The sequence below is a fragment of the Pseudomonas huaxiensis genome, assembly GCF_003231275.1.
Taxonomy (GTDB): Bacteria; Pseudomonadota; Gammaproteobacteria; order Pseudomonadales; family Pseudomonadaceae; genus Aquipseudomonas; species Aquipseudomonas huaxiensis.
The window spans coordinates 102,766-121,185 of sequence record NZ_QKVL01000019.1 but is presented as its reverse complement, the minus strand read 5'-3'; the positions used below and the strand labels follow the sequence as shown (position 1 = coordinate 121,185).

The following is an 18,420-nucleotide window of genomic DNA, read 5'->3' as shown; positions in this document are numbered from 1 at the left end:
ACACCGCGAGCAAGCCCGCTCCACTGTCTGTAGGAGCGAGCTTGCTCGCGAAGCGCTCCCCCTTCCACGGGAACTCACTGGAAACCCGCAGAGTCGTACCGGTTATACCGTCCGACCCCGCACAAGGAGCCCCGTGATGCCAACCCGCTTCCTGTTCACCCCCGCAATCCTCGCCTGCAGCCTGCTGTTCGGCAGCCTGTCGGTGCAGGCCGAGGAGGCGGCCAAGGTCCAGATCGACTCCTCCGCCGCGTCCTCGGACAACCTCGCGGCCATCCACCGGGAATCCGGCATGAGCCACACCCTGCACGACTCCGGGGTCAGCGTGGCCGAGCTGAAGAAGATGCGCGACACCCTCAACCAGAACGCCAGCGACCTCTTGGAACTGCGCCGCCTCGTCGATGAACAGACCCGGCAGATTGGCGAGTTGCAACGCCGCCTTGAGGACACCAATCGCAAGGTGCAATGACCACACTGCTGGTTTGCGAACGCCGCTTCGCCCTGACGGGCAAGCGGCGTTTTTTCATCCACGGGGTTGTCCACAGGATTGTGGAAAAGATAGCGCCGGCCTTGCGTGTGACACGGCAGAAAGTCGTTGTAAGCAGTTGTTTTCAATGCGCTTGAAGTTGTCCACGGTTCATGTGGAGGTGACTGTGGGTAACATGGTGGTATGTGTCTGCAAGCCACGTATCTAAAGGCTTTCAGGGTGGCGATCAAATTTTGATCAATAACTTTTGGATTAGTGGTAGAACCGTTTGTCAAGTTATGGCTTGTAGTCATGACGCTGTTTTAAACAGCAAGTTTTGCCTGTGGATAAGTCTGTGGGAAAGCCTTGGAAAGAGTGGCGGGGCCGGCGTCGTTACAGGCTTTGCGCCATTACCCGATTTTTCACTGAAAGGGCCGGCAGACTCGTTTCCAGCGTATTTGCAGAAAAAACGTGCTCAGGGCTGTGGATTACTTGGCTAACGTTATTCCACGAATTTATACAGTTGCCCCCAATCTATGTGGAAGGGCCTGTGGATAAGGTGCGCATAGCCGGCTGTGAGCCTTATGCAGCAAGGCTTTGCCGGTATTGATCGTTTTTCATACAGGCGGCAAACGGCTTGAAGTGATGCCTGCCGCCGGGCATGCTGCAAACCCTGCCGATCTCTTGTGCAAGCCCTCTCGAGGAGAATCCCATGACTTCCACTGTATTCATTACCGGCGCGACCTCCGGGTTTGGCGAAGCCTGCGCACGGCGTTTCGCCGAAGCGGGTTGGTCGCTGGTGCTGACCGGTCGCCGCCAGGACCGCCTGGACGCTCTGTGCGCCGAGCTGTCGAAACAGACCGAAGTCCACGGCCTGGTACTGGATGTGCGCGACCGCAAGGCCATGGAGCAGGCGCTCGGCAACCTGCCGCCAGCCTTCGCCAAGCTGCGCGGGCTGATCAACAACGCCGGCCTGGCCCTGGGCACTGATCCGGCGCAGAAATGCGATCTGGACGACTGGGACACCATGGTCGATACCAACATCAAGGGATTGATGTACACCACCCGCTTGCTGTTGCCGCGCCTGATCGCCCATGGCCGTGGCGCGACCATCCTCAACGTCGGTTCGGTGGCGGGCAACTACCCGTATCCTGGCAGCCACGTGTATGGCGGCACCAAGGCCTTCGTCGGCCAGTTCTCCCTCAGCCTGCGTTGCGACCTGCGCGGCACGGGCGTGCGGGTCAGCAACATCGAGCCGGGCCTGTGTGAAAGCGAGTTCTCGCTGGTGCGTTTCGGTGGTGACCAGTCGCGCTACGACGCCACTTACGCCGGCGCCGAGCCGATCCAGCCGCAGGACATTGCCGATACCATCTTCTGGATTCTCAACCAGCCGGCGCACATCAACATCAACAGCCTGGAGCTGATGCCGGTGAGTCAGGACTGGGCCGGGTTCTCGATCGAGCGGTCGGGTGGCAAGGGCTGACGGCGAGGTTGTTGATTGTGTGGGGGAGGTGAGATCGAGCGCCGCTTGCGCGGCGCATCGCCGGCAAGCCGGCTCCCACAGTGGTGGCAGCGCGCCTTGGTTAGTGCAGGGTTGGAGAGTGCGAGGCGGCTGAGGCGTCAGCCTCGAAATCAAGGCGGACTACCAAAGCAGTCAACCATGGCCTTACAGACATAGGATCGTTGCAACAAATGTGGGAGCTGGCTTGTCGGTGCGCCGAACCGCAGCGATGCGCCGCGCGGGCGGCGCTCGATCTCAACAGCGCTGGAAGATTTCCGGCATGCGCCTGGTGGCCGCTACTCGGTCTTCTGACAAGCGCTACACAATCATCTCAGACGCTGAAGTCCTTCCAGACAGGTCGCCAGATGATACGGCGTAGTCGACGGCATATCATGCCGGCTCACCACGCCCGCAGCATCCCGACACTCATACCAACCCCCGTCATGCAGAAACCGCTGACGCAGCACTTCGAGCTGCTTCGCCACCTTCTCCGCGCCATCCGGGCGCAAGGTCAGCGCCCGCAGGTATTCGGCCTGGGCCCAGATTCGCTGGGTGGCGTCGCGCACTTCGCCTTGCGGGCTGAGCATCGCCAGCACGGCACCGTCCTTCACCCCCGTGGTCTCGGCAAAGCCAAAAGCACGGTCCAGCGACGCATGCAGGGCGCCACCGCGCAGCAGCGGTGAGGTGTCCAGCAGGAAGAACCATTCGAACTGATGTCCCGGCTCGAACCAGTTATCCACAGCCCCGCGCGGTTTCTCCAGCATCACGCCGTGCTCGGGGTCGATGAAGCGCGCCTGCATGGCCTCGGTCAGTGCCAGCAGGGCGGCTTCCACCTCGGCGTCATCGCGTACGGCGAGGGTCGCGAGGAAGGCTTCGGCCAGGTGCATCAGCGGGTTTTGCAGCGGGCCGCTGCCGAGGTCCGACCAGTCTTCACCGAGACTCGCCTCGTACAGCCCGTCGTCATTGCCGAAGCGCTCGATCACCACGCTGAGCGCAGCGTTGAGGGTCGATTCCACCAGGCTGTCGCGCACGTTCGCCCAGTAATGGGCGCAGGCGAAGATGATGAAGGCGTGGGTGTAGAGGTCTTTGCGCCGGTCCAGCGGTTTACCTTGGGCATCAATGCTGTAGAACCAGCCGCCATGTTCAGCATCGTGGAAGTGCCGTTGCAGCGAGCGGAACAGCGCAGCGGCACGTTCGCTGGCACCGGGCTGCTCGATGCGGCTGCTGAACAGGTAGAGCTGGCGAGCGCAGGCCATGGCGCGGTAGCGCTGTACCGGCAGCGGCTGGTGTTCGGCGTCGAGGGCTTCGAAGGGCAGGGCCATGTCCGCGTTCCAGCCGGGCGCTTCCCAGAGCGGCATGATGCGCTGGTCGAAGTGTTGCTGGACTTCAGCGAGCAGGGAGGGCGGGGCAGCGTGAATTTCGGACATGGAAAGAGTTCGTCGACGTCGGGGCGTTTGCGCGCATGGTAGCAGGAAATATCGCCGTGGCGCCGCGATCAGAGCGGGCTGCCGAGGCCCTGCCAGTGTCGCGCCCCAACGAAGATGAAGCGCAATTGCTGGATGATCTTGGCCTGTGCGCTCAACTGGCCGGGCTCTACCTCGGCGGGCGCGTCGATCAGTTCCGGCAGGGTGGCGAACACGGTCTTGACTACCAGATCGGCAATCACCCCTAGGGCCGTGGCGTCGAGGTGTTGCCAGCGCGGCATGCTCGCCAGGTCGGCGGCAAGATCCGAACTGATGCCTTCGCGCAAACGGGAGATGGCCTGGCGCACCGGTTGCGAACCGCCGTATTGCTCGCGGGCGAGAAACAGGAACTGCGCACGGTTGGCTGCTACCACATCGAGGAAGATCCGCACCGAGGCATCGGTGATGCCGCCCATTTCGATTTCGTTGTGGCGGACCATGCGGATGGTCTGGCGGAAGGTTTCGTTGACTTCCTTGACCAGCGCCAGGCCCAGTTGGTCCATGTCGTCGAAGTGCCGGTAGAAACCGGTGGGAACGATCCCTGCGCAGCGGGCCACTTCACGCAGGCTGATGCTGCCGAAGCCGCGGCCGCTTTCCATCAGTTGGCGGGCTGCATCCAGCAGGGCGTGGCGGGTCTGTTGCTTCTGTTCGGCGCGCGGCAGCATGGCGAATACGGTTCAGTGTGAAACAGGCCTGCACTCTAATGGCCGGGGCCGGAAAAACAAAGCCCGGTCAATTTGACCGGGCCTGGAGGGGAGGAAGCGGTGCGCGGGTATCTATTGTTCCGGCGCATAGGCATCAGCTCACCCGGTTGTTGCGCTCAATCAGACGATCCGAGCCACCTTCGGCGACGCGGTTGGCACGTTGCTCGATCAGACGATCGGAGCCGCCTTCGGCGACGCGGTTTTCACGGCGTTCGATCAGACGGTCGGAACCACCTTCGGCGACGCGGTTTTCACGGCGTTCGATCAGACGGTCAGAACCACCTTCTGCTACGCGGTTTTCACGGCGTTCGATCAAACGGTCAGAGCCACCTTCGGCTACACGGTTTTCACGGCGTTCAATCAGACGGTCAGAGCCACCTTCGGCGACGCGGTTTTCACGGCGTTCGATCAAACGGTCAGAACCACCTTCTGCCAGCGGGTTCAGCGGTTGCGACAGGATGACCGAGCCGGAGCGCGCTTCAGCGGACAGGTGCTGGTCTGCGGCGGGCACGGCGAAGGCGTTGGCGGCCAGAATGGACAGGGAAAGGCTGAGCAGTAATTGGCGTTTCATGATTTCGGTTCTCCTGGGGGAGGGCGACTAAGTGGGTACGAAGCCAATGCTACTCTTGGAAATCCGATAGAAAAGTTCATAAAGGTAATGGTAACAATCAACAGGATTGATACTTTCAGGCGAAGGCTCTAGCACGGGCCTTTCCTGAGTGCTTTAGTAGGGATTGGGCGCTTCGACCGATGGGTTTCGCCTGATTGATGTGGGTGAAATCTGGCAGCAAGGTCAGGAAAAATCCGGCCGATCCGCCATTTCGAGTAAAACCCCTTGGCGTTTCGTCAGTCCCAAGTACAAGTGCGTGTCACACGCACGCTGTCTGCCTTTGCTGTCACTGGAGAACCGTGCAATGACGCGCCCCGCCAAAATCATCACCTGGACCCTCGCCAGCCTGTTACTGGTCCTGGTACTTCTGGTGATCTTCATCGCGACCTTCGACTGGAACCGGGCCAAGCCCTTTCTCAACGAAAAGGTCTCCGAAGCCCTGCATCGCCCCTTCGCCATCAATGGCAACCTTGCCGTGCATTGGCGTCGCGAAGCCGAGGAGGGTGGTTGGCGGGCCTGGGTGCCGTGGCCGCATTTCACTGCCGAAGACCTGACCCTGGGCAACCCGGACTGGCTGAAAGAGCCGCAGATGGTCGGCCTGCAGCAAGTGGACTTCCGCCTTTCGCCGTTGCCGTTGCTGGCGCAGCGCATCGTCATTCCGCGTATCGATCTCAAGCTGCCGACGGCCAGCCTCAAGCGTCTGGCCGATGGCCGGGCCAACTGGACCTTCGATTTCGGGCCCAAGGATGAGCAGGCAGAACCGTCCAGGTGGGTGATGGATATCGGCGCCATCGGTTTCGACAAGGGCCAGGTGGCCTTCGATGATCAAACCCTGAAGACCCGTCTGGACGTACAGATCGACCCGCTGGGCAAACCGGTGCCGTTCAGCGACATCGTCGGCAAGGCGACGGCGGAAAAGGCCGAGAAACAAGGGGCGAAGCCGCAAGACTATGCGTTCGGCCTGAAGGTCAAAGGCACCTACAAGGACCAGGCGCTCTCCGGCGACGGCAAGATCGGTGGCCTGCTGGCGCTGCAGGACGCCAGCCAGCCGTTCCCGGTGCAGGCGGATGTTCGGATCGCCAAGACCCGCGCGATCATCGCCGGGACCCTGACCGACCCGCGCAACCTCGGCGCCCTCGACCTGCGCCTGCGTCTGTCCGGCGCCAGCCTGGGCAATCTGTACCCGCTCACCGGCGTCACACTGCCGGACACCCCGCCTTACCAAACCGACGGTCACCTTATCGCCAAGCTGCACAAGCCCGGCGGCGCGCTGTTCCGCTACGAGGGCTTCAATGGCCGTATCGGTGACAGCGATATTCATGGTGACCTCGCCTTCGTCTCCAGCCAGCCGCGGCCGAAGTTGAGCGGCAAGCTGGTTTCCAACCAGTTGCTGTTCAAGGACCTCGCGCCGCTGATCGGCGCGGACTCCAACGCCCAGCAGAAAGCCCGCGGCGGCGCGGCCAGGCAGCCCGGCGACAAGGTGCTGCCGGTGGAGGAGTTCCGCACCGAGCGCTGGCGCGCGATGGACGCCGACGTCACCTTCAGCGGCAAACGCATCGTGCAGACCGAGGAACTGCCCTTCACCGACCTCAACAGCCATGTGGTGCTGGACGACGGGGTGTTGAGCCTGGAACCGCTGTCGTTCGGCGTGGCCGGCGGCAAGCTGGACATGCTGGTGCGCCTCGACGGTCGCAGCGCGCCGATGCAGGGCCGGGCGCGACTGACCGCGCGGGACCTGAAGCTGAAGCAGCTTTTCCCCACCTTCGAACCGATGAAAACCAGCTTCGGCGCGCTCAATGGCGATGCCGATATCAGTGGCCGCGGCAACTCGGTCGCGGCCTTGCTGGGCACCTCCAACGGCGATTTGAAGCTGTTGATCAATGATGGCGCGGTGAGCCGCAGCCTGATGGAGATTGCCGGGCTCAACGTCGGCAACTATGTAGTCGGCAAACTGTTCGGCGACAACGAAGTGAAGATCAACTGCGCGGCCACTGACGTCGGTATCAAGAATGGGCTGGCGACCACGCGACTGTTCGTGTTCGACACGGAAAACGCGGTGATCTACGTAGAAGGCACGGCCAACTTCGCGACTGAGCAACTGGACCTGAAGATCAACCCCGAGTCCAAGGGGCTGCGGCTGTTCTCCCTGCGTTCGCCGCTGTATGTGCGGGGCTCGTTCGCCAAGCCGTCGGCGGGCGTTCAGGCCGTGCCGCTGGCGCTGCGTGGTGCGGGAATGGTTGCGCTGGGCATTGCGGCGGGGCCGGCGGCGGGGTTGCTGGCGCTGATCGCGCCGAGCAGCGGAGAAGAGCCGAATCGTTGTACGCCGTTGCTGGAACAGATGAAGGCGGGGAAAGCGCCGAAGACGGTGAAGTAAAGGCTGACTACTGTCGCACCTGAACCTGTAGGAGCGAGCTTGCTCGCGATTGCGGTCCTGTGGTCGGACCCCATCGCGAGCAAGCTCGCTCCTACAAGGGACAATGGACTAATGGGGCGGGCTACAGGCCTTTCAACAGATCTGCCATATCATCCGCATGCTCTTCTTCCTGAGCCAGGATGTCTTCGAAGATCCGGCGGGTTGTCGGGTCGCTTTCGCCAATGAACTGGATGATTTCGCGGTAGCTGTCGATGGCGATCCGCTCGGCGACCAGGTCTTCCAGCACCATTTCCTTCAGGTCGCGTCCGGCGACGTACTGGGCATGGGAGTTCTTGCTCAGGTTGTCCGGGTTCAGGTCCGGCTCGCCGCCCAGTTGCACGATGCGCTCGGCCAGTTTGTGAGCATGCTCCTGCTCCTGGTTGGCGTGTTCGAGAAATTCGTCGGCGGCGGCGCTCGCCTTGATACCGCTGGCCATGTAGTAGTGGCGCTTGTAGCGCAGCGTGCAGACCCATTCGGTCGCCAGCGACTCGTTGAGCAGGCGCAGGATGGTCTGGCGGTCGGCGCTGTAGCCTTCGGTCACCGCGCCTTGTTCGACGTGCTTGCGGGCGCGCTCGCGGAGGGTGTTTACATCGGTCAGTTCTACGGTGCTCATGGTTTTCTCCAGGCTGGAAAAGCGGATGCGCCGCGCTCTGCCGGCGCGGTCGCTACATCAGGTACGAGTGCTGAACCGGGCGGAAAGTTTTATCAGCTCTTCACGGCCTGTTCGTCTTTCTCACGCTGTTCGCAGGTCTTGAAACCCTTGGCATCGACATGCCCGGTGGCGTCGAAGCGCACGTAGTAGGCTTGCTGATGGCCTTCGCGGTTGAGGATGTAGTTGTTGCAGGTGCCGCCGTGGGGCAGATCGATCACGGTGGACGGGCTGCCGCCGATGGCGATGACGCGCTGCATGGTCATACCGTTCTCGACCTGCTTGACCAGCGGTTCTTCGCGGTAGGTGACGTAATCCACCGGGTTCTCCGGGCGGCTGCCGCAGCCGACCAGGGTGGCGCTGACCAGAAGTGCTGCCAGGGCGTGTTTGTACATGGTCGTACTCCCTCGAAATGGGCCGTCATGGCCCGGTATCAGTTTGGAACCACGGGCGAGGACGGGAGTTCGATTGCGATTGCCATTGTTTCGCCTGTAGGGTGGGCGAAACGTCCATGGATCGGGGATCGCCATGTCGCAAGCACTTGCCGCCCGTTACCCGCTGGTTCTGGTGCCGGGCATGCTCGGTTTCGTTCGCCTGCTGCTCTATCCGTACTGGTTCGGCATCGTTGCGGCCCTGCGCCGGGGCGGGGCGCAGGTCTATCCGGTGCAAGTATCGCCGCTGAACAGCACCGAGGTCCGTGGTGAGCAGTTGCTGCGCATCATCGAGGACATCCGCCAGCGCACCGGTGCCGACAAGGTCAACCTGCTCGGCCACAGCCAGGGCGCACTGACCGCTCGTTACGCTGCGGCCAAGCGTCCGGAATGGGTCGCCTCGGTGACGTCCATCGCCGGGCCCAACCATGGCTCGGAGCTGGCCGACTATCTTGAGCGCAAATACCCCGGCGATTCGCCTCGCGGACGTCTGCTCAAAGCCATCCTCCACGGTCTCGGGCGCCTGATGGGCTGGCTGGAAACCGGCTGGAAGGGCCCGGCGCTGCCGATTGACGTGCATGCCTCGCACCAGTCACTGACGTGTGCAGGCGTGGCGCTGTTCAACCGCAGTTATCCACAGGGCCTGCCGGAAACCTGGGGCGGCGAAGGGCCGGCCGAGGTCAACGGTGTGCGTTATTACTCCTGGTCCGGGGTGCTCAAGCCGGGCATCACCGACCGCGGCCTCAACCGCCTCGATGGCAGCAATCGCTTCTGTCGCCTGTTCGCCCGCAGTTTCGTGCGCGAGGCGGGGCACTGCGACGGCATGGTCGGGCGCTACAGCTCGCACCTGGGCCAAGTGATTGGCGATGACTACCCGCTGGATCACCTGGACATCGTCAACCAGTCCCTGGGCGCGGTGGGCAAGGGCGCGCAGCCGGTGAAGCTGTTCACCGAACACGCTGCGCGACTCAAGGCCGCCGGTTGTTGAGTCGAGCCGGGGATGTAAGAAATCTTGTCTAAACTCCTGTGACCGCTGCACGTCCGACGCGGCGACCAGGAGAATTGCCATGAAGATGATGCGTTTGCCGTTGCTGTTGCTGGGATTGCTGATGGCTTCACAGGGCTTCGCCGCCACCGCACAGCAGGAAAAGATGAAAACCTGCAACGCCGACGCCACTGCCAAGACGCTCAAGGGCGACGAGCGCAAGGCGTTCATGAGCACCTGCCTGAAAGCCAAGCCCGCTACCCAGCAGGACAAGATGAAAACCTGCAACGCCGACGCTGGCACCAAGGCGCTCAAGGGCGATGAACGCAAGGCGTTCATGAGCGACTGCCTGAAGAAAAAATAGCCATTTCCCCGGACGCGCCATTGCCCTGAAGCAATGGCGCGTCGTCCTGTGCCCCGCGCCCCTATGCCTGCCCGCAGAAGGCTGGCAGACTGCCGGCTTTGTCGTCTTGGCTGTCTGAGGTTGTATGACTTTTACCCAGCGTCAGATTGTGCTGGCGAGTTGGATCATCATATTCACCGGCTTGTTGCTGGTATTGCCGCTCAAGTTGCTGCCGAGCCTTCTGGCCGGGTTGCTGGTGTTCGAGCTGGTCAACATGCTCACGCCGAAACTGCAGCATGTGATTGCCGGGCCGCGCGCCCGCTGGCTGGCGGTTGCCTTGCTCGGCACCCTGGTGGTCAGCACGCTGACATTGATTTTTGCCGGCGCCATCAGCTTCCTGCTGCACGAAGCCGAAAACCCCGGTGCCTCGCTGGACAAGTTCATGCTGCTGGTGGACCAAGCGCGCGGGCAGTTGCCGCCGTTCGTCGACGCCTACCTGCCGGCCAGCGCTGCCGAGTTCAAGGTGGCCATTGGCGAATGGCTGAAGACCCACCTGGGCGAGTTGCAACTGGTGGGCAAGGGCGCGGCGCACATGTTCGTCACGCTGCTGATCGGCATGATCCTCGGCGCCATCGTCGCTTTGCAGCGGATTCCCGACATTTCACGGCGCAAGCCGCTGGCTGCGGCGCTGTTCGAGCGTCTGTCGTTGCTGGTCCAGGCGTTTCGCAACATCGTCTTCGCGCAGATCAAGATTTCCCTGCTCAACACTGCGTTCACCGGGGTCTTCCTCGCCGTGGTGCTGCCAATGTTCGGCGTGCACCTGCCGCTGACCAAGACACTGATCGTGTTGACCTTCCTGCTCGGGCTGTTGCCGGTGATCGGCAACCTGATGTCCAACACCCTGATCACCATCGTCGGGTTGTCGCTGTCGATCTGGGTGGCGATGGCGGCGCTGGGCTACCTGATCGTTATCCACAAGGTCGAGTACTTCCTCAACGCGCGGATCGTTGGCGGGCAGATCAGTGCCAAGTCGTGGGAATTGTTGTTGGCGATGCTGGTGTTCGAAGCCGCGTTCGGCCTGCCCGGCGTGGTGGCGGGGCCGATTTATTACGCGTATCTGAAGAGCGAGTTGAGGCGGGCGGAGCTGGTTTGAGTCTGTGAATGGGGCGCATCGCGAGCAAGCTCGCTCCTACAGGGTAGTGAGCGAGCTTGTCGGGGCGACGGTCAGCCGTAGCGCTTGCGCGCCTCGATCGCCAGCCCGCTGCCGATGCTGCCGAAGATGTTGCCTTCGACATGCCGAGCATTCGGCAACATCGCCGCCACACTCTGGCGCAACGCCGGGATGCCGCTCGAACCACCGGTGAAGAACACCGTATCCACTTGGTCTACACCGACGCCGGCCTTGAGCAGTAGCTCATCGACGCTGCCGCGCACGCGCTCCAGCAGGTTGTCGATCGCCGCTTCGAACAGCGCCCGGCTCAGGTCCACTTCAAGACCCTTCTCGATCCGGCCAAGGTCCACCAGGCGGCTTTCCGCGTGGGTCAGCTCGATCTTGGTCGCTTCCACTTCCATCGCCAGCCAGTGCCCGGCGCGTTGGTCGATCAGCTTGAACAGGCGGTCGATGCCGAGGGTGTCTTCGATGTCGTAGCGCATGCTGCCCAGCGCCAACTGGGATTTTTGCGAGTACACCGAGTTGATGGTGTGCCAGGTGGCAAGGCTCATGTGATGGCTGGTGGGCATCAGCGCCTGGCTTTTCATCCGGCTGCCATAGCCGAACAGCGGCATGACACCCTGCAGGCTCAGTTGCTTGTCGAAGTCGGTTCCGCCGATGTGCACGCCGCCGGTGGCGAGGATGTCGTCCTGGCGGTCATCGAGCATGTGGCGTTCAGGCGCGAGGCGGATCAGCGAGAAGTCCGAGGTACCACCACCGATGTCGACAATCAGTACCAGTTCTTCACGGTCGATGCCCGACTCGTAGTCGTAGGCCGCGGCGATGGGCTCGAACTGGAAGGAGACGTCCTTGAAGCCGATTTTCTTCGCGACATCGGCCAGGGTGTCTTCGGCTTCCTGGTCGGCGGCCTGGTCGTCATCGACGAAATGCACCGGACGACCCAGCACCACTTCATCGAACGCCCGCCCGGCATCGGCCTCGGCGCGCTTCTTCAGTTCGCCGATGAACATGCCGAGCAGGTCCTTGAACGGCAGGGCAGTGCCCAGGACGCTGGTATCGTGCTTGATCAGCTTGGAGCCCAGCAAACTCTTGAGCGAGCGCATCAGGCGGCCTTCGTAGCCTTCCAGGTATTCGCTCAGCGCCAGGCGGCCGTACACCGGACGGCGCTCCTCGATATTGAAGAACACCACCGAAGGCAGGGTGATCTTGCCGTCTTCGAGGACGATCAAGGTCTCCTCGCCGGGGCGGTGCCAGCCGACGGTGGAGTTTGACGTGCCGAAGTCGATACCACAGGCACGGGCCGGGGATGCGTGATTCATGGAAGCGGTTCCGGAGTAAAAACGGCCGCGCAGTGTATGCCAGCCGCTGACAGAATCAAGACCGATTATCTGCTCCGTGACAAACCTGGCCCGGCCTTGAAAGGCTATGCTTGACCCCAATCTTCACACGCAGTGAATTTGATAACCGATGGTGATTCCTTAGATGGATTTCAAAGACTATTACAAGATACTCGGCGTAGAGCCCACGGCGGACGAAAAGGCGATCAAGACCGCCTACCGCAAGCTGGCGCGCAAGTATCACCCGGACGTCAGCAAAGAGCGTGGCGCCGAAGACAAATTCAAGGAGGCCAACGAGGCCTACGAAGTGCTGAGCAGCCCTGAAAAGCGCGCTGAGTACGACGAAATTCGCAAGTACGGCCAGCATGGCCGGCCCTTCCAGGGGCCTCCCGGCTGGGAGAGCCGTGGTGGTGGCGACGCTGGCGGCTTCGGCAATGGTGGCGATTTCTCGGACTTCTTCAGCTCGATCTTCGGGTCGGCCGGGCGCGGCAACGGCAATCCGTTCGGCCGTGGCCCGCAGCAGCGCAGTACCGGTCGGCGAGGGCAGGACGTGGAAATGGAACTGGCAGTGTTCCTCGAGGAAACCCTGGCCAACGAATCGAAGAAGATCAGCTTCCAGATTCCGCAGCACAACGCCCAGGGCCAGCGCACCGGCGATACCACCAAGACCCTCAACGTCAAGATCCCCGCCGGGGTGACCGACGGCGAGCGCATTCGCCTCAAGGGCCAGGGTGCACCGGGTGTTGGCGGTGGAGCGAACGGCGACCTTTACCTGATCATCCGCTTCGCACCGCATCCGCTGTTCGATGTCGAAGGCCATGACCTGATCATCACCGTGCCGCTGGCGCCGTGGGAAGCCGCCTTGGGCACCAAGGTGGAAATGCCGACCCTTACCGGCAAGGTCAACCTGACCATTCGTCCCGACAGCCAGAGCGGCCAGCGTCTGCGTATCAAGGGCATGGGCCTGTCGAACAAGCAGGGCGAACGTGGCGACCTGTACGCGCAACTGAAGGTGGTGATGCCGCCACAGTCGGATGCAGCGACGCGTGAATTGTGGAGCAAACTGTCGGAGAAGGCCGGGTTCAACCCGCGAACTCAATGGAGTAAGTGACCATGAGCAGCACCCTGATCGTTCAGCTGGATATGCGCACGTTTTGTCAGGAAGCCGAGTTGCCGGTGGACTGCGTGATCGAAATCGTCGAACACGGCATTGTTGAACCATTGGGGCGAACACCGGAGGACTGGCTGTTCGACGCCCAGGCGCCGGTGCTGGCCAAGCGCGCGGCGCGCCTGCACCAGGAGCTGGAACTGGAGTGGGAAGGCGTGGCGCTGGCGCTGGAGTTGCTGGAAGAAGTGCGGCAACTGCGCAGCGAGAACGACATGCTGCGGCAGCGGTTGGGGCGGTTTGTCTCTTAGCCGGGAAGTTTGCGCGGACCCTGTGGGAGCTGGCTTGCCAGCGATGGCGATAGTGAGTCCACCGACGCCATCGCTGGCAAGCCAGCTCCCACAGTTCAGGTAAATGACCGGATCAAGTGGGCGGCAACGCCCCCGGATTCAACACCAGCTGCATAAACGTCAAATCCAGCCACTTGCCGAACTTCACCCCCACCTGCGGCATCTGCCCGTTCAGGGTAAAGCCCAGCCGCTCATGCAGGCGGATCGACGCGGCATTGCCGCTTTCGATCGCGGCCACCATCACATGTTTTCCACAGCCTCGCGCCCGTTCGATCAGGGCCAGCATCAGCTTCGGCCCCAGGCCGTTGCCGCGCTGGTCGGCGCGGATGTACACCGAGTGCTCGACGGTATGGCGAAAACCTTCGAACGGCCGCCAGTCGCCGAACGAGGCATAACCCACCACCTCGCCTGCAGCATTCACCGCCACCAGAATCGGGTACTGCTGCGTCTGGCGCGCCTCGAACCAGGCCTGGCGGTTGGCCAGGTCCACCGGTTGTTCGTTCCAGATCGCCGTGGTGTTGAGCACGGCGTCGTTGTAGATGTCGCGAATGCCCGGCAGGTCATCGGGCACGGCATCGCGGATCAGGTCTGTCATGGCAAGGTTCCGGGATTGAGCAGGCGGTCAGATTAAATGGTTACCAGCCCGCGCACACCTTCGGCCTCCATGTTTTCGCCGCGCCCTTGCTGGACGATTTCGCCACGGGACATCACCAGGTACTGGTCGGCCAGCTCCGCGGCGAAGTCGTAGAACTGTTCCACCAGCAGGATCGCCATGTCGCCGCGGGCCGCCAGTTTGCTGATCACCACGCCGATTTCCTTGATCACCGAGGGCTGGATGCCTTCGGTGGGTTCGTCGAGGATCAGCAGGCGCGGCCGACTGGCCAGGGCACGGCCGATGGCCAGTTGTTGCTGCTGGCCGCCGGACAGGTCGCCGCCACGGCGGTGCTTCATCTGCAGCAGCACCGGGAACAGCTCGTAGATGAATTCCGGGACGCTTTTGGCTTCCTTGGCGCTGAAGCGTGACAGGCCCATCAGCAGGTTTTCCTCGACGGTCAGCCGCGGGAAAATCTCGCGGCCTTGCGGCACGTAGGCGATACCGGCATGGACCCGCTGGTGCGGCTTGAGCTGGGTGATGGCCTGGCCTTCCCAGGACACGCTGCCTTCGCGGGACGGGATCAGGCCCATCAGGCAGCGCAGCAGCGTGGTCTTGCCCACGCCGTTGCGGCCGAGCAGACAGGTGACTTCGCCGACTTTCGCCTCGAACGACAGGCCACGCAGGATGTGGCTGCCGCCGTAGTACTGGTGCAGGGAATCGATTTTCAGCATGTGGTTGTCCTTACAGATTGGCACCAGCTCCTACAGAAGAGCGTGATCGCGTTGAGCTAACGACCCAGATAAACCTCAATCACCCGATCATCCGCCTGCACCTGCTCCAGCGAACCCTCCGCCAGCACGCTGCCCTGGTGCAGCACGGTGACGTGGTCGGCGATGCTGCCGACGAAGCCCATGTCGTGCTCCACCACCATCAACGAATGCTTGCCGGCGAGGCGTTTGAACAGTTCGGCGGTGAATTCGGTTTCGGCGTCGGTCATGCCCGCCACCGGTTCGTCGAGCAACAGTAGTTGCGGGTCCTGCATCAGCAACATGCCGATTTCGAGGAACTGCTTCTGGCCATGGGACAACAATCCCGCAGGTCGCTGGCGCGAGCTTTCCAGGCGGATGGTGGTGAGCACTTCGTCGATGCGGTCCTGTTGCTCGCCGCTCAGACGCGCGCCGAGGCAGGCCCATACCGATTTGTCGGTCTTCTGCGCCAGTTCCAGGTTTTCGTACACGGTGAGCGCTTCGAACACCGTCGGCTTCTGGAACTTGCGGCCAATCCCGGACTGGGCGATTTCCACCTCGCTCATGCGGGTCAGGTCGAGGGTTTCGCCGAACCAGGCCTTGCCGCTGGTGGGACGGGTCTTGCCGGTGATGACGTCCATCATGGTGGTCTTGCCGGCGCCGTTGGGGCCGATGATGCAGCGCAGTTCGCCGACGCCGATGTACAGGTTCAAGGCGGTCAGCGCCTTGAAGCCGTCGAAGCTGACGTTGATGTCTTCCAGGGTCAGCACTGTGCCGTGGCGCACGTCCAGGCCCGGGGTGCGCGCCTGGCCGAGGCCGATGGCGTCGCGGCCGCTGCCCGGGTCGAGGATGGGTTCGAGCATGAATTCAGGGTGGATGGACGGAAACCTCATTGTTCGCCCCTTTTCTTCAACAGGCCGACCACGCCCTTGGGCAGGTACAGGGTGACAAGGATGAACAGCGCACCAAGGAAGAACAGCCAGAACTCCGGGAACGCCACGGTGAACCAGCTCTTCATGCCGTTGACCAGGCCCGCGCCGAGCAGCGGCCCGATCAGCGTGCCCCGACCACCCAGCGCGACCCATACGGCGGCTTCGATGGAGTTGGTCGGCGACATTTCGCTGGGGTTGATGATGCCCACCTGCGGCACATACAGCGCGCCGGCCAGGCCACAGAGCACGGCGCTCAGCACCCAGACGAAGAGCTTGAAGCCGCGCGGGTCGTAGCCGCAGAACATCAGGCGGTTCTCGGCGTCACGCAGCGCGGTCAGTACCCGGCCGAACTTGCTCCGCGCCAGCCGCCAGCCGAGGTACAGGCTGCCCACCAGCAGGGCCACGGTCAGCAGGAACAGCACCGCGCGGGTGCCTTGGGCGGTGACGTCGAAGCCGAGCAGGGTGCGGAAGTTGGTGAAGCCGTTGTTGCCGCCGAACCCGGTTTCGTTGCGGAAGAACAGCAGCATGCCGGCGAAGGTCAGGGCCTGGGTCATGATCGAGAAGTACACGCCCTTGATCCGCGAGCGGAAGGCAAAGTAGCCGAACACCAGCGCCAGCAACCCCGGCGCCAGCACCACCAGGCACATGGCCCAGGCGAAGTGCTGGGTGCCGGCCCAGTACCAGGGCAGTTCGGTCCAGGACAGGAAACTCATGAACGCCGGCAGGCCATCGCCCGCGGCTTCGCGCATCAGGTACATGCCCATGGCGTAGCCGCCGAGGGCGAAGAACAGCCCGTGGCCGAGCGACAGCAGCCCGGCGTAACCCCAGACCAGATCCAGTGCCAGGGCGACGATGGCGTAGCAGAGGATCTTGCCCACCAGCGTCAGGGTGTAGGCCGAAACCTGCAGCGCATGGCCCTCGGGCAGCAGCGACAGCAGCGGCAGGGCCAGCAGGATCAGCAGCACGATGGCGCCAACGGCCAGGGACAGCCGTGGTCCGGCTTTTTGCGCGGCAGTGACAAGCAGTGGCTGGTTCATCAGTCGATTACCCGTCCCTTGAGGGCGAACAGGCCTTGCGGGCGTTTCTGGATAAACAGAATGATCAGCGCAAGGATGAGGATCTTGCCGAGCACCGCACCGATCTGCGGCTCCAGCAATTTGTTGGCGATGCCCAGGCCGAACGCGGCCCAGAGGCTGCCGGCCAGTTGCCCGACACCGCCGAGGACCACCACCAGGAAGGAGTCGATGATGTAGCTCTGGCCGAGGTCAGGCCCGACGTTGCCGATCTGGCTCAGGGCCACGCCGCCGAGGCCGGCGATGCCCGAACCGAGGCCGAAGGCGAGCATGTCGACGCGGCCGGTGGGCACGCCGCAGCAGGCGGCCATGTTGCGGTTCTGGGTGACGGCGCGGACGTTCAGGCCCAGTCGGGTGCGGTTGAGCAACAGCCAAGTCAGCAGCACCACGAACAGGGCGAAGCCGATGATGACGATGCGGCTGTAAGGGAGTACGAGGTTCGGCAGCACCTGCATACCGCCGGACAGCCAGGCCGGGTTGGCTACTTCGACGTTCTGCGCGCCGAAGATCAGGCGGATGGCCTGGATCAGGATCAGGCTGATGCCCCAGGTCGCCAGCAGGGTTTCCAGCGGGCGGCCATAGAGGTGACGAATGACCGTGCGCTCCAGCAGCATGCCGACCCCGGCGCTGACGAAGAACGCCAGCGGCAGCGCCAGCAGCGGGTAGAACTCGATGGCGCCGGGGGCATAACGCTGGACCATCACCTGCACCACATAGGTGGTGTAGGCGCCGAGCATCAGCATCTCGCCGTGGGCCATGTTGATCACTCCGAGCAGGCCGAAGGTGATCGCCAGACCCAGTGCCGCCAGCAGCAGAATCGAGCCCAGCGACAGGCCGCTGAAGGCCTGGCCGAGCAGTTCGCCGATCAGCAGCTTGCGTTTGACCTGGGCCAGGCTGGTTTCGGCGGCGGTGCGCACGCCGGCATCGCTCTCTACGGCCGGATCGAGCAGGGCTTCGAGGCGGGTGCGGGCCATTGGGTCGCCGGTTTCACCGAGCAGGCGTACCGCGGCGAGACGCACGGAGGGTTCGCTGGCGGCCAGTTGCAGATTGGCCAGGGCCAGGCCGAGTGCGGCGTGGACCGAGCTGTCTTGTTCCTGGGCGAACTGGCGGTCGAGGAATGCGACCTGGGCCGGTTGCGCGCTTTTTTGCAGTTGTTGCGCGGCCTGCAGACGCAGCGCGGCATCGTTGCCGAGCAACTGATGCGCGGCGAGGGCGTTGTCCACCAGCCCGCGCAGGCGGTTGTTCAGGCGCAGCTTGCGGTCGTCGTCGGCGCTGATGCGACCTTGTTGCAGCGAGGTCAGCAGCGGCAGCCGGGCCGCCTCGGGTTGCGCCGCCCAATCCTGGAGCAGGCGGGCCTGGTCGTTGGGCTTGGCGGTGGCGAAGTATTCGGCTTCGTTGGCGTGAGCGGCGAAGGGCAGCAACAGGCACAGGCAAAGCATGAGACGGTAGAGGGCCTTGGGCATGGCGCGGGGGTCCCTTTTTTGGTAGTGAGATATGCGGTGTTCTTCAGGGCCTCATCGCCGGCAAGCCGGCTCCCACAGGATTTGTG

General features: G+C 63.0%; 19 protein-coding genes. 8 read left to right on the top strand and 11 right to left on the bottom strand.

What is annotated here, in order from left to right; translation table 11 throughout:
- Positions 1-136 precede the first annotated feature (136 nt).
- Together DM374_RS19755 and DM374_RS19750 are read left to right on the top strand one after the other, a co-directional pair.
- Positions 137-466 (top strand): hypothetical protein, encoded by a 330-nt coding sequence (locus DM374_RS19755; RefSeq protein WP_110971410.1) that lies wholly within the window; start codon positions 137-139, stop codon positions 464-466.
- A gap of 709 nt (positions 467-1,175) precedes the next feature.
- Entirely contained in the window at positions 1,176-1,946 is a 771-nt protein-coding gene (locus DM374_RS19750) for an SDR family oxidoreductase (protein WP_110971409.1), read from the top strand.
- Positions 1,947-2,290: 344 nt separating this feature from the next.
- Here the strand turns inward: DM374_RS19750 and DM374_RS19745 are convergent, their stop codons facing one another.
- The 3 genes from DM374_RS19745 to DM374_RS19735 all read right to left on the bottom strand — a co-directional run bounded on the left by DM374_RS19745 (position 2,291) and on the right by DM374_RS19735 (position 4,702).
- Positions 2,291-3,391: an AGE family epimerase/isomerase gene (locus tag DM374_RS19745; protein ID WP_110971408.1), complete on the bottom strand. Its 1,101-nt coding sequence runs from the start codon at positions 3,389-3,391 to the stop codon at positions 2,291-2,293.
- 68 nt (positions 3,392-3,459) lie between these two features.
- Positions 3,460-4,092, bottom strand: a complete 633-nt coding sequence (locus tag DM374_RS19740; RefSeq protein WP_110971407.1) for a TetR family transcriptional regulator — start codon at positions 4,090-4,092, stop codon at positions 3,460-3,462.
- 133 nt (positions 4,093-4,225) lie between these two features.
- On the bottom strand, positions 4,226-4,702 hold the full coding sequence (locus tag DM374_RS19735) for a phage infection protein (RefSeq protein WP_110971406.1): 477 nt from the start codon (positions 4,700-4,702) through the stop codon (positions 4,226-4,228).
- A gap of 343 nt (positions 4,703-5,045) precedes the next feature.
- Between DM374_RS19735 and DM374_RS19730 the strand changes: the two genes are divergently transcribed.
- A complete protein-coding gene (locus DM374_RS19730; RefSeq protein ID WP_110971405.1) occupies positions 5,046-7,115 on the top strand; it encodes an AsmA family protein in 2,070 nt (689 codons plus the stop codon).
- Positions 7,116-7,236: 121 nt separating this feature from the next.
- Here the strand turns inward: DM374_RS19730 and DM374_RS19725 are convergent, their stop codons facing one another.
- Positions 7,237-7,767 carry a ferritin-like domain-containing protein gene (locus tag DM374_RS19725; protein ID WP_110971404.1) on the bottom strand — a complete coding sequence of 177 codons (531 nt, stop codon included), beginning with the start codon at positions 7,765-7,767 and terminating at the stop codon, positions 7,237-7,239.
- 92 nt (positions 7,768-7,859) lie between these two features.
- On the bottom strand, positions 7,860-8,198 hold the full coding sequence (gene osmE, locus DM374_RS19720; RefSeq protein WP_110971403.1) for an osmotically-inducible lipoprotein OsmE: 339 nt from the start codon (positions 8,196-8,198) through the stop codon (positions 7,860-7,862).
- A gap of 133 nt (positions 8,199-8,331) precedes the next feature.
- Between osmE and DM374_RS19715 the strand changes: the two genes are divergently transcribed.
- From DM374_RS19715 to DM374_RS19705, 3 genes are all read left to right on the top strand, one after another.
- Positions 8,332-9,222 carry a lipase family alpha/beta hydrolase gene (locus tag DM374_RS19715; RefSeq protein ID WP_110971402.1) on the top strand — a complete coding sequence of 297 codons (891 nt, stop codon included), beginning with the start codon at positions 8,332-8,334 and terminating at the stop codon, positions 9,220-9,222.
- A gap of 79 nt (positions 9,223-9,301) precedes the next feature.
- Complete coding sequence (locus DM374_RS19710) at positions 9,302-9,583, top strand: PsiF family protein (RefSeq protein ID WP_110971401.1); 282 nt, start codon at positions 9,302-9,304, stop codon at positions 9,581-9,583.
- Between the two features lie 124 nt (positions 9,584-9,707).
- A complete protein-coding gene (locus DM374_RS19705) occupies positions 9,708-10,715 on the top strand; it encodes an AI-2E family transporter (protein WP_110971400.1) in 1,008 nt (335 codons plus the stop codon).
- A 71-nt stretch (positions 10,716-10,786) separates the two neighbouring features.
- On the opposite strand, the gene DM374_RS19700 is transcribed toward DM374_RS19705, so the two are convergent.
- Positions 10,787-12,052 carry an Hsp70 family protein gene (locus DM374_RS19700; protein WP_110971399.1) on the bottom strand — a complete coding sequence of 422 codons (1,266 nt, stop codon included), beginning with the start codon at positions 12,050-12,052 and terminating at the stop codon, positions 10,787-10,789.
- A 163-nt stretch (positions 12,053-12,215) separates the two neighbouring features.
- On the opposite strand from DM374_RS19700, the gene cbpA reads away from it, so the two are divergent.
- Together cbpA and DM374_RS19690 are read left to right on the top strand one after the other, a co-directional pair.
- Positions 12,216-13,181 carry a curved DNA-binding protein gene (gene cbpA / locus DM374_RS19695; protein ID WP_110971398.1) on the top strand — a complete coding sequence of 322 codons (966 nt, stop codon included), beginning with the start codon at positions 12,216-12,218 and terminating at the stop codon, positions 13,179-13,181.
- Positions 13,182-13,183: 2 nt separating this feature from the next.
- Positions 13,184-13,486, top strand: coding sequence for a chaperone modulator CbpM (locus DM374_RS19690; protein ID WP_110971397.1), 303 nt, complete (start codon positions 13,184-13,186; stop codon positions 13,484-13,486).
- A gap of 112 nt (positions 13,487-13,598) precedes the next feature.
- Here the strand turns inward: DM374_RS19690 and DM374_RS19685 are convergent, their stop codons facing one another.
- From DM374_RS19685 to urtB, 5 genes are read right to left on the bottom strand one after another with little or no spacing between them, the layout of a single operon-like run.
- Positions 13,599-14,120, bottom strand: coding sequence for a GNAT family N-acetyltransferase (locus DM374_RS19685; RefSeq protein WP_110971396.1), 522 nt, complete (start codon positions 14,118-14,120; stop codon positions 13,599-13,601).
- Between the two features lie 32 nt (positions 14,121-14,152).
- Positions 14,153-14,851, bottom strand: a complete 699-nt coding sequence (urtE, locus tag DM374_RS19680) for an urea ABC transporter ATP-binding subunit UrtE (protein WP_110971395.1) — start codon at positions 14,849-14,851, stop codon at positions 14,153-14,155.
- A gap of 56 nt (positions 14,852-14,907) precedes the next feature.
- Complete coding sequence (gene urtD, locus DM374_RS19675; RefSeq protein ID WP_110971394.1) at positions 14,908-15,759, bottom strand: urea ABC transporter ATP-binding protein UrtD; 852 nt, start codon at positions 15,757-15,759, stop codon at positions 14,908-14,910.
- Positions 15,756-16,835, bottom strand: a complete 1,080-nt coding sequence (gene urtC / locus DM374_RS19670; RefSeq protein ID WP_110971393.1) for an urea ABC transporter permease subunit UrtC — start codon at positions 16,833-16,835, stop codon at positions 15,756-15,758. Before urtC ends, urtD begins: the two co-directional genes overlap by 4 nt.
- Complete coding sequence (urtB, locus tag DM374_RS19665) at positions 16,835-18,334, bottom strand: urea ABC transporter permease subunit UrtB (protein ID WP_110971392.1); 1,500 nt, start codon at positions 18,332-18,334, stop codon at positions 16,835-16,837. The genes urtC and urtB overlap by 1 nt, the downstream gene beginning before the upstream one ends.
- Between the last annotated feature and the right edge of the window lie 86 nt (positions 18,335-18,420).